The organism is Microbispora sp. H10885 (assembly GCF_014161415.1).
Taxonomy (GTDB): Bacteria; Actinomycetota; Actinomycetes; order Streptosporangiales; family Streptosporangiaceae; genus Microbispora; species Microbispora triticiradicis.
Window position 1 is genome coordinate 527,918 of sequence record NZ_JABBWY010000007.1, and the last position, 10,254, is coordinate 538,171.

The 10,254-nt window shown below is 72.0% G+C and carries 11 protein-coding genes and 1 pseudogene; 3 read left to right on the forward strand and 9 right to left on the reverse strand.

Annotated elements, in window-relative coordinates:
* Positions 1–32 precede the first annotated feature (32 nt).
* Positions 33–689, reverse strand: a complete 657-nt coding sequence (locus HHX37_RS21340; RefSeq protein WP_117410561.1) for a response regulator — start codon at positions 687–689, stop codon at positions 33–35.
* Positions 690–692: 3 nt separating this feature from the next.
* Positions 693–1,805, reverse strand: a complete 1,113-nt coding sequence (locus tag HHX37_RS21345) for a histidine kinase (RefSeq protein ID WP_182886494.1) — start codon at positions 1,803–1,805, stop codon at positions 693–695.
* 172 nt (positions 1,806–1,977) lie between these two features.
* Here HHX37_RS21345 and HHX37_RS21350 point away from each other — a divergent pair, with 172 nt between their 5' ends.
* From HHX37_RS21350 to HHX37_RS21360, 3 genes are all read left to right on the forward strand, one after another.
* Positions 1,978–2,274: a hypothetical protein gene (locus tag HHX37_RS21350; RefSeq protein WP_117410559.1), complete on the forward strand. Its 297-nt coding sequence runs from the start codon at positions 1,978–1,980 to the stop codon at positions 2,272–2,274.
* Positions 2,275–2,318: 44 nt separating this feature from the next.
* Entirely contained in the window at positions 2,319–2,777 is a 459-nt protein-coding gene (locus HHX37_RS21355; protein WP_182877245.1) for a CBS domain-containing protein, read from the forward strand.
* 363 nt (positions 2,778–3,140) lie between these two features.
* Positions 3,141–4,427, forward strand: a complete 1,287-nt coding sequence (locus HHX37_RS21360; protein ID WP_182886495.1) for an ArsB/NhaD family transporter — start codon at positions 3,141–3,143, stop codon at positions 4,425–4,427.
* Positions 4,428–4,487: 60 nt separating this feature from the next.
* Here HHX37_RS21360 and HHX37_RS21365 read toward each other — a convergent pair whose 3' ends face one another.
* From HHX37_RS21365 to sucB, 7 genes and pseudogenes are all read right to left on the reverse strand, one after another.
* Positions 4,488–5,279: a class I SAM-dependent methyltransferase gene (locus tag HHX37_RS21365; protein ID WP_182886496.1), complete on the reverse strand. Its 792-nt coding sequence runs from the start codon at positions 5,277–5,279 to the stop codon at positions 4,488–4,490.
* Positions 5,280–5,314: 35 nt separating this feature from the next.
* Entirely contained in the window at positions 5,315–5,986 is a 672-nt protein-coding gene (locus tag HHX37_RS21370; RefSeq protein ID WP_117410555.1) for a DUF4191 domain-containing protein, read from the reverse strand.
* A 45-nt stretch (positions 5,987–6,031) separates the two neighbouring features.
* Complete coding sequence (gene lipA, locus HHX37_RS21375; protein ID WP_117410554.1) at positions 6,032–6,955, reverse strand: lipoyl synthase; 924 nt, start codon at positions 6,953–6,955, stop codon at positions 6,032–6,034.
* A complete protein-coding gene (lipB, locus tag HHX37_RS21380; RefSeq protein ID WP_182879158.1) occupies positions 6,952–7,671 on the reverse strand; it encodes a lipoyl(octanoyl) transferase LipB in 720 nt (239 codons plus the stop codon). Before lipB ends, lipA begins: the two co-directional genes overlap by 4 nt.
* A complete protein-coding gene (locus tag HHX37_RS21385) occupies positions 7,668–8,417 on the reverse strand; it encodes a peptidase E (protein ID WP_182879157.1) in 750 nt (249 codons plus the stop codon). Before HHX37_RS21385 ends, lipB begins: the two co-directional genes overlap by 4 nt.
* Before the next feature lie 35 nt (positions 8,418–8,452).
* On the reverse strand, positions 8,453–9,346 hold the full coding sequence (locus HHX37_RS21390) for a TIGR01777 family oxidoreductase (protein WP_182886497.1): 894 nt from the start codon (positions 9,344–9,346) through the stop codon (positions 8,453–8,455).
* 72 nt (positions 9,347–9,418) lie between these two features.
* A pseudogene (gene sucB / locus HHX37_RS21395) lies at positions 9,419–10,201 on the reverse strand (2-oxoglutarate dehydrogenase, E2 component, dihydrolipoamide succinyltransferase); the annotation flags it as partial.
* Between the last annotated feature and the right edge of the window lie 53 nt (positions 10,202–10,254).

Below are 10,254 nucleotides of genomic sequence, written 5' to 3' on the forward strand. Positions count from 1 at the left end.
GGTCCGTACGAGGGACCCGGCGCGGCCCGTGATCACGGTTCGACGAGGCCGGCCCGGATGGCGTAACGGGTCAGGTCGAGCCGGTCGCGCATGCCGAGCTTCTGCAGGATGTTCGCGCGGTGCCGGTCGACGGTCTTCGCGCTGATGTAGAGCGTCTCCGCGATCTCCTTCGCGGAGTTTCCCTCGGCGATGAGCTTGACGATCTCCTCCTCGCGGGGCGTCAGGATGCTGTCCGGCACCCGCTCGCCCTGCCGGGCGCGCTGGAGGTAGTCGCGGATCAGGGCGGTGACCGCGCCGGGGTAGAGGAAGGGCTCTCCGCGCATCGCCGCCCGGCAGGCCTCCAGCAGGTCCTGGTCGGCGACCGACTTCAGCACGTAACCCGACGCCCCGGCCTTGAGCGCCTCGAAGAAGTACTGCTCGTTGTCGTACATCGACAGGATCAGGATGCGGATGCCGGGAGCGCGCCGTGAGATCTCACGTGCAGCCTGGATCCCGGTCATGCGGGGCATCGCGATGTCCAGGATGGCGAGATCGATCGTCTCGGAGCGGGCGGCCTCGACCGCCTCGGCGCCGTCGGAGGCCTCCGCGACCACCATGAGGTCGGGCTCGGCGTCGAGGATCAGCCGCAGTCCGCGGCGGACCAGCGCGTGGTCGTCCGCCAGCAGGATGCGGGTCTTGGCGCTCTCCACGGCTCAGCTCTCCTTCACCGCGTGTGGGGAGGACGACGTGTGGGGGGACGGCGAGACAGGGGGGACCTGTGGGGGGACGACGAGACGCACGTCCGTGCCGCCGCCGGGCGGGGAGTCGACGGTCAGCCGGGCGCCGATGAGCAGGGCGCGCTCGCGCATCCCGCGGATGCCGGCGCCCTCGGTCCGGGCGCCCCCGCACCCGTCGTCGGCGATGCGCAGGGTGAGCCGCCCGTCCTCCTCGGTGAGCGACAGCTCCGCCCGGCGGGCGCGGGAGTGCCTGGCCACGTTCGTCAGCCCTTCCTGAGCGATCCGGTAGAGGACGAGCTCGACCTCCTCGCTGAGCGCGGGCAGCCGCGGGTCGATGTCACGGGTGATCCGGATCCCGCTCGCCTGGGAGAAGTCGCTGCCGAGCGCGCTCAGCGCGCTGTGCAGGCCGAGGTCGTCCAGGACGCCCGGCCGCAGCCGCCTGGCGACCTGCCGTACCTCGTCCAGGCTGGCCCGCACCGTCTCCTGCGCGGAGCGCAGCTCCTCCCGGAGATCCTCGGGCGCGCGGTCCGCGACGCGCTTGAGCTCCAGCAGCGCCACCGTGAGGCTCTGGCCGATCTCGTCGTGCAGTTCCCGCGCGATGCGCCGCCGTTCCCCCTCCTGCGCGGCCAGCGCGTGCGCGCTGCTCGCGCTGCGCTCGGCTTCGAGCCGTTCGAGCATCTCGTTGAACGTGCCGATGACCTGGGCGAGGTCGCCGTTGCCGCTGTCGGTGAGCCGGTCGCCCGCCCGCAGCAGGTCGACCCGCCGCATGAGCGTGGTGAGCGCGTCGAGCGGGGCCAGGCTCCTGCGGATCAGCAGCGCGTTGGCCGTGATGATCAGGGCCAGCCCCACGGTCAGGACCGGTACCTCGGTGAGCAGGACCGGTGAGGACACCGTGGCGGGGGAGAGCGCGAGCACCAGTGTCCCGGCGGTGAAGACCAGTCCGTTGATCGCGAACAGCCGCCAGAACAGGGCCCGGGCCGGGCGCCGCGACCGCGGCGCCGCCGCCGGCCGGCCGGTCCGCCGGTCGTCGCCCCGGTCGTCGCCCCGGTCGTCGCGCCGGTCGGTGCGCCGGTCAGTGGGCTCGTTCACGTCTCACAGCCTGCTCGTTCTCGTACGCGGGTGTCCATGCGGGGTGCTCCCCATCTCGCGGGGGCCGCTACATGTCATACCTCTCCCGATATGGGTGCCGGACCCGATGGTCCCCGGCCGGGGTGTTCCGAAGACTGGAACAGCAGGCAACGACGGACGGGAGGTATCCGAGATGGACGTGACCAGCGCCACCCTGCCCGGCGTCGCGACCGTGCACCAGTGCGTCACCCGTGACGGCCGGTGCTTCGGGGTGCTCGTCGAGAAGTCCGGCCGCCGGCGGCTCCTCTTCTACGACCCCGCCGAGCCCGACACCGTGCTGCAGGCGATCAGCCTGGAGCAGTGCGAGGCCGACCAGCTCGCCGACATCCTGCACAGCAGGCCCGTCCTCGATCGGCTCGCCGATCTCGAACGCCGTTTCACCGAGTTCACGGAGTTCACACAGGCGGCGTTCACCGAGGCGGCCCGATGACCATCGCAAGGAACCTCCGTCTCCCCGATCGATGTGATGACCTGATGCAAGCGCGCGAAGTCGTCGTGAACCTGCCGACGGTGACCGTCCACGACCCCGTCGCCCGGGCCGTACGGATCATGGTGCTGAACCGGATGCCGGGACTGATCGTCGTGGACGACAGGAGACGGCCGGGCTGGGTGCTGCCCGGCACGCAGGTGCTGCGTCTCACGGTCCCAGGGGCCTACCAGGAGGACGCGGCGCTCGCCCGGGCGATCGACGAGGCCCACGCCGACCGCTTCTGGCAGGAGCTGGCCGGCATCACGGTGGGCGACTGCCTGCCGCCCCAGCCGCCCAGGCCGGTGACGGTGCCGCTCGACGCGACCCTGCTCGAAGTGGCCGCCCTCATGACCCGGCTGCGCAGCCCCATCGTCGCGGTCGTCGACCGGGACGGCGCCCTGGCCGGGGCGATCACGCTGGAGCGGCTGCTCACCAGCCTGGCACTCGTCCCGCCGGGCGACTGACCGCCACGAGCGGGCCGCCGCGCCCGGCGAAGCGCCGGGTTCGGCGGCGCCCCTGGGCCCCCGCGGCCGGAGCCCCCGGGCCGCGGGGGCCGCCTCCGGCTTCCCCGGCTGTCACGTCGCCTGCCGCGTCGCCGTCCCGCCTTCCGCGCGCTTTCCGGTCACCTTGATTCCTGCCGTCATGTCGCTTCCCGCTGTCGCGTCGCGCCGTGCGGCGTGTCCCTGCTCCGGAGGTTCCGTCATCCACCGCTTCGCCATGCCGTCGCCGTCCTCGTCGCGCCCACCCGCCGGGACACCGTGCCGGGCCTCCGCCGATCACGCCCGCACCCGCCTCGCGAGCGTCGCCGGACCCCCGGGGCGCCGTACGTGAGCGCCGTCGCCTCTTTCTCGATCTTCCTGGCGGCCTTCGCCCTCATCGCGTCCGAGAAGGTGCACAAGGTCAAGGTGGTCCTCGTCGCCGCGGGCGCGATGGCCGTCCTGGGGCTGATCCCCGGCGACGAGGTGTTCTTCTCCGAGACCGCCGGCATCGACTGGAACGTCGTCTTCCTGCTGCTCGGCATGATGATCATCGTCGGCGTCGTCAAGCAGACGGGCGTCTTCGACTACCTCGCCATCTGGGCGGCGAAGAGATCCAGGGGCAGGCCCTACCGGCTGATGGTCATGCTGATGGCCATCACCGCCGTCGCCTCGCCGTTCCTGGACAACGTCACCACGATCATGCTCGTCGCGCCGGTCACCGTGGTCGTCTGCGACCGGCTCCGCATCCCGGCCCAGCCGTACCTGATCGCCGAGGTCCTGGCGTCCAACATCGGCGGCGCGGCGACGCTCATCGGCGATCCCCCCAACATCATCATCGGCAGCCGCGCCGGGCTGACGTTCAACGACTTCCTGGCGCACATGGCGCCGATCGTGGTCGTCGTCTTCGTGGTGTTCGTGCTGCTCACCCGCGTGCTCTTCCGCAGGTCGTTCCGCTACGACCCCGAGCGCGTGGCCGCCGTGATGGCGCTGCAGGAACGGCGGGCCATCACCGACGCCCGCCTGCTCCTGCGGTGCCTGATCGTGCTGGCCGGGGTCGTCGCCGGGTTCTGCCTGCACGCCGTGGTGCACGTGGAGCCGTCGATCGTCGCCCTGGTGGGCGCCGGGGTGATGCTGCTGGTGTCCCGCGCCGACGTGCCGGAGGTCCTGCGCGAGGTCGAGTGGAGCACGCTGGTCTTCTTCATGGGCCTGTTCGTCATGGTCGCCGGGCTGGTGCACACCGGCGTCATCGCGACGATCGGCGGCTGGGCGGTCGGCGCGCTCGGCGACGACTACTTCCTCGCGGCCACGGCGCTGCTGTTCGGCTCCGGGGTGCTGGGCGCGTTCTTCGACAACATCCCCTACGTCGCCACGATGGTGCCGGTCGTGGAGGAGATGGTCGCCCAGGCGCCGGACGGGCAGACCGGGCAGGCGCTGTGGTGGTCCTTCGCCCTGGGGGCCGACTTCAGCGGCAACGGCACCGCGGTGGCGGCGAGCGCCAACGTCGTGGCCGTCGGCATCGCCGCCCGGACCGGCCACCGCATCGGCTTCTGGCAGTTCACCAGGTACGGCATCCTGGTCACCGTGCTGAGCATCACGATGGCCTGGGTCTACGTCTGGCTGCGGTACTTCCTCTGACCCGCCGCGCTCACGACGCGGCGCGTTGGAAGGACACGGTGCTCTGTAAGGACACGGTGCTCAGAAGGACACGGTGCACTGGAAGATCGCCGTGCCGGGCAGCAGGCGCCCGCGCAGCGGGCTCCACCCGCCCCAGGCGCGGTCGTGGCCGGGCGGCCACTCGGGTTCGGTCAGGCCGGTCAGCGTCAGGCCGGCGCCGGTGATCAGGCCGACCCAGTCGCCCATCGTCCGGTGGTGCTCCACGTACGACGGCTCGCCCTCGTCGGAGTACTCGACGTACGGCGCCCGGTCGAAGTAGGGGCGGTCGGCGGTCAGGCCGCGCGGCCCGGGATCGTCGGGAAACGCCCACCGGACGGGGTGGCTGACGGAGAACACGAACCGGCCGCCGGGGCGCAGCACCCGGCGCACCTCGGCCAGCACCGCCGCGGCGTCCGCGACGAACGGCAGCGCGCCGTAGGCGGAGCACGCGAGGTCGAACGAGCCGTCCGCGAACGGCAGCGTCTCGGCGTCGGCCTGCACGACGGGCAGCCGCACCCCGGCCGCCATGTCGATGCGCCGGGAGTGCTGCAACTGCCGGTGGGACAGGTCGGCGCCGACGACCGTCGCGCCCTGCCCGAGCAGCCACCGGCCGCACTGCCCGGCGCCGCACCCGATCTCCAGGATCCGGCGGCCGGCGACCTCGCCCAGCAGGCGCGCACCCGCCTCGTCCAACCCCTCCGGGCACCAGACGAAGCCGTCGTCGCGCAGGAATCCGCCGTGCTCGGCCTGGTAGTCGTCGGCCGCGCCGTCCCACCAGCCCCGGTTGGCCCGGGAGGTCTGCGACCGGGAGACCGGCCGCCGTCCGACGTCCATATGTCGCCGTCTTCCGAACGAGTCTTCCGGCCGGGTCAGCGCATCTTCGGGCCGCGCGGCATGCGCATGCCCTTGGGGATCGGCCCCTTGGGCATCGGCACGGCGGGGGTGAGCGCGCGCATCCGGTTGTTGACCTCGGACACCGCGCCCTTCTTGAGGTTGCGGGGCAGCTTCATCATGTGCCGCTGGAGCTTGGCCAGGGGGACCTGCCCCTCGGCGTCACCGCACTGGATGTCGTAGACCGGCACGTCGATCGCGACCCGCTGCACGCGCTTCTTCTCCGCGACGAGCATCCGCTGGACCCGGTTCGGCGGGCCCTCGGAGACCAGGATGACCCCCGGGAAGCCGACCACCCGGAAGACCATGTCCTGGTCGCGGTTGACCGCGACCGGCTTCTCCTCGACATACCACGTGCCGCGCAGGCTCTGCAGGATCGCGTACGACGCGCCCGGCTGGCCGTGCAGCATGGAGTACTGCGACTTCTGCGCGAACCGGCTGAAGACGAGCATGCCCACGAGGACGGCGGCGAAGACGCCGAAGACGATCCACGTCCAGCCGAAGATCACGCCGATGACGACGAACAGGGCGAGTGTCCCCGCAGCCGACGCGTAGACGATCGGCATGCCCTTCGGATTCGCCTGTTGAATGATCTGTGCGACCATCCGGATCTGCTTGAGGCGTCCCGGAGCCGCTGCGTCTTTGGCCATGTCCTGAAGGATACAAACGCCGAGCTGACTTAATGAAAACGAGACTCACGCACGGGCGGCGATCGCCTGCTGGTAGAGCCGTCCGGCCCGGTAGGACGAGCGGACCAGCGGGCCGGACATGACGCCGGCGAAGCCGATCTCCTCGGCCGCACGCTGGAGCTCGACGAACTCCTCGGGCTTGACCCAGCGGTCCACGGGGTGGTGGCGCGGGGTGGGGCGCAGGTACTGCGTGATCGTCACCAGGTCGCAGCCGGCCTCGTGGAGGTCGCGCAGCGCCTGAAGGATCTCCTCGCGCTCCTCGCCCATGCCGAGGATGAGGTTCGACTTGGTGACCAGTCCCGCCTCACGGGCCATGGTGATCACCGCGAGCGACCGCTCGTAGCGGAACGCCGGGCGGATCCGCTTGAAGATCCGGGGCACGGTCTCGATGTTGTGCGCGAAGACCTCGGGCCGGGCGGAGAAGACCTCCTCCAGCTGGCCGCGGTCGCCGTTGAAGTCGGGCGCCAGCAGTTCGACGCCGCAGCCGGGGACCATCTCGTGGATCTGCCGGGCGGTCTCGGCGTACAGCCAGGAGCCGCCGTCGGGCAGGTCGTCGCGGGCGACGCCGGTCACCGTGGCGTAGCGCAGCCCCATCTGGAGGACCGACTCGGCGACGCGGCGCGGCTCGTCCCTGTCGTACTCCGCGGGCTTGCCGGTGTCGATCTGGCAGAAGTCGCAGCGCCGGGTGCACTGGTCACCCCCGATGAGGAAGGTGGCCTCGCGGTCCTCCCAGCACTCGGAGATGTTGGGGCAGCCCGCCTCCTGGCACACGGTGTGCAGCCCCGCGCCCTTCACCAGCGACTTGATCTCGGTGAAGTTCGGGCCGTTGCGCAGCCGCGTCTTGATCCACGGCGGCTTCTTCTCGATGGGGACCTGGCTGTTGCGCACCTCCAGGCGGAGGAGCTTTCGACCTTCCGGAGCGACCGTCACCATTCCAGCTTATTACCCGCCCCGACCTCGCCCGGCGCGTGCCCGCCCGCCTCGCCCAGGTCCTCCTCGTACAGGTCGTACGGCTCCTCGCCGAGAGCCTCGGCGAGGCGCTTTCCGGCGAAGGGGATGACCTCGTCGACCGTGATGCGCCTGCCGGTCTCCGCCGACAGCGAGGTGACCCCCGCGTCGTCCCCGGTGGGGTCTCCGGTGATGCGGTTGTACCAGCTCAGGTCGTTCACGCAGTTGAGCGCGAAGCCGTGCATGGTCACCCCGCCGGTGACCCGGATCCCGATCGTGCCGAGCCTGCGGTCGGGCAGCCCGTGGGACGGGTCGCCGGGGACCCAGAGCCCGCCGCGCCCCTCGACCCGGCGCGCGGTCAGCCCGAAGTCGGCGCAGACCTGGATCAGGACCTCCTCCAGCAGCCGGAGGTAGGAGACGACGTCGGCGATCCGGATGATCGGGTAGCAGACCAGCTGGCCCGGGCCATGCCAGGTGATCTTCCCGCCCCGGTCGACGTCGATGACCGGGGTGCCGTCGGCCGGCCGCTCCTGCGGCAGCGTCCGCTTGCCCGCGGTGTAGACCGGGGCGTGCTCCAGCATCAGGCACAGGTCGGAGATCTCGCCTGCCGCGCGGCGGGCGTGCAGCCGCCGCTGCAGGGCCCAGGCCTGCTCGTACGGAACGTCCACTCCCAGGCGGACGATGGCCAAGCCCTTCACGCTGACAGGGTAGTGGAGGTCAGCAGCCGGGGCTCGACCCGCAGCTCCTTGACGGCGGGCCCGTCGCGCTCGATCCGGTACGCGAACCCCCGGGGGTCGGTGGTCACGGCCTGGATGAACTCCGTGCCGACGTAGTGCAGCGCCACGCCCTCGTCGGCGGCGTACCCCTCCGGCAGCTCGCCCGAGGCGACCGACTCGTGCAGCAGCGAGCGCCGCTGCGGGTCGGAGTTGTAGTGGACGCCGCACGAGTACGGCAGCAGGGCCAGGCCCTCGGACCAGGGCCGCAGCCTCGGCCCGAACGAGTCGGTGTTGCCCCCGACGTGCCAGCACAGCGCCCCCGCGCTCTGCCCGGACAGCACCACGCCCGCCCGCCAGGCCTCGGCGAACGCCTCGTCGAGGCCGTGCAGCCGCCACAGCGCGGCGAGGTTGGCGACGCTGCCGCCGCTCACGTAGATCGCGTCCTGCTCCAGGATCCACTCACGGGGGTCGGCGACGTTCGGCATCGGGAACACCGTCAGGTGGCTGACCTCGACGTCCCACCGGGCGAACGCGCCGTACATCTTCAGCAGCCAGTCGGCGTCGTCGCCCGTGGCGGTGGCGAGCAGCCCGAGCTTGGGCCGGTCCTGCCCGGTCAGGTCGAGGACGTAGCGCAGCAGCGCGGTCGGCTCGATGAACCCGTACCGCTCCGACTGCCGGAACGAGCCGCCCCCGATGGCGACGATGTGCGACTGCCCGATGCGGCTCATGCCCCACCACTTCCGTGTCCGGATCGACTGACTCTTCAGAGTACGGCGGCCAGGGCGTCGCCGATGGCGGGATGGGCGAACCGGTGACCTGCGTCGAGGAGCCGCCGGGGGAGCACCCGCTGGCCCGCGAGCAGGGCCTCGTCGGCGAACTCGCCGAGCGCCAGGCGCAGCGCGAGGCGCGGGGCCGGGACCGGCATCACCGGCCGCTTCAGCGCCTTCGCGAGCGCGGCGGTGTAGTCCGCGTTCGTCACCGGCCCGGGCGCCGTCAGGTTGACCGGCCCGGACAGGTCCTCGCGGGAGAGCAGGAAGCGGACCGCGTCCACCCAGTCGGGCAGCGAGATCCACGACACGTACTGCCTGCCGCTGCCGAGGACGGCCCCAGCGCCCATCCTGAAGATCGGCAGCATCCGGGCGAGCGCGCCGCCCCGGCCGCTGAGCACCACCCCGGTGCGCAGCCGCGCCACCCGGAGGCCGGCCTCCGCGGCGGGCGCCGTGGCGTCCTCCCAGGCGCGCACCAGGTCGGCCAGGAAGCCCTCTCCCGGCGGGGCGGACTCGTCCACCGCCCGGTCGCCCGTGTCGCCGTAGAAGCCGATCGCCGAGGAGGACAGCAGGACACGGGGCCCGCCGTCCGTGCGGGCCAGCGCCTCGGCGAGCGTCCGCGTGCCGGAGACCCGGCTCTCCACCAGCTCCCGCTTGTACGCGTCGGACCACCGGCGGTCGCCGATCCCCGCCCCGGCGAGATGGACGACGGCGTCGGCGCCCTCCAGGGCGGCCGGGTCGAGAACCCCGCCCGCCGGGTCCCAGAAGCGCTCGTCGGGCGCCGCCGGCTCGCGCCGCACCAGGCGGCGCACCTCGTGCCCGTCGTCCCGCAGCGCGCTCACCAGGGCCGAGCCGAGCAGACCGGACGCACCGGTCACCACAGTCGTCATCGTCTCCACAGCCCCTTATACGCCGGAAGCCGCCCCGCGGGATGCGGGACGGCTTCGCGGTGTCGCCGGATACTAGGCCAGGCCGAGCTGGGCCTCGAAGCGGCCCTCCTCAAGACGACGCTTGATCGTCGTGAGGAAGCGGGCGGCGTCGGCGCCGTCCACCAGGCGGTGGTCGTAGCTCAGCGCGAGGTACACCATCGAGCGGACCGCGATGACCTCGCCCTCCGGGGTGTCCACGACGACCGGGCGCTTGACGACCGCGCCGGTGCCCAGCATGCCGACCTGCGGCTGGTTGAGGATCGGCGTGTCGAACAGCGCGCCCCGGCTGCCGGTGTTGGTCAGCGTGAACGTGCCGCCGGTGATCTCGTCCGGGCTCACCTTGTTGGTGCGGGTGCGCTCGGCGAGGTCGGCGATCTTACGGGCGAGCCCGGCGATGTTGAGGTCGCCCGCGTTCTTGATCACCGGGACGAGCAGGCCGCGCTCGGTGTCGGTCGCGAAGCCGAGGTGCTCGACGTCGAAGTAGGTGACCTCGTTGGTCTCGCTGTTGATCGTGGCGTTCAGCTTCGGGTGCTGCTTGAGCGCCTCGATCGCGGCGATCGCGAAGAACGGCATGAACGACAGCTTGACGCCCTCGCGCCGCAGGAACTCGCCCTTGGCCTGGTCGCGCAGGCGGGCGATGCGGGTGACGTCGACCTCGACCACGGTGGTGAGCTGGGCCGAGACCTGCAGCGACTCCACCATGCGCTTGGCGATGGTCTGCCGCAGGCGCGACATCTTCTCGGTGCGGCCGCGCAGGGTGGTGTCCACCCGCACCTCCGCCGCGGCGGGCGCGGCGGCGGCCGGGGCCGCGGGCGCCTGGGTCCCGGCAGTTCACCGGCCAGCCGCTCGCGCAGCAGCGCCGCCTGTTC

Bases quoted from the DNA above. Each gene is read 5' to 3' on its own strand.
- HHX37_RS21355 (WP_182877245.1), top strand. From the start codon at position 2,319: ATGCAAGCGCGCGAAGTCGTCGTGAACCTGCCGACGGTGACCGTCCAC.
- HHX37_RS21350 (WP_117410559.1), top strand. From the start codon at position 1,978: ATGGACGTGACCAGCGCCACCCTGCCCGGCGTCGCGACCGTGCACCAG.
- HHX37_RS21370 (WP_117410555.1), bottom strand. From the start codon at position 5,986: ATGGCCAAAGACGCAGCGGCTCCGGGACGCCTCAAGCAGATCCGGATG.
- HHX37_RS21390 (WP_182886497.1), bottom strand. From the start codon at position 9,346: ATGACGACTGTGGTGACCGGTGCGTCCGGTCTGCTCGGCTCGGCCCTG.
- HHX37_RS21385 (WP_182879157.1), bottom strand. From the start codon at position 8,417: ATGAGCCGCATCGGGCAGTCGCACATCGTCGCCATCGGGGGCGGCTCG.
- HHX37_RS21365 (WP_182886496.1), bottom strand. From the start codon at position 5,279: ATGGACGTCGGACGGCGGCCGGTCTCCCGGTCGCAGACCTCCCGGGCC.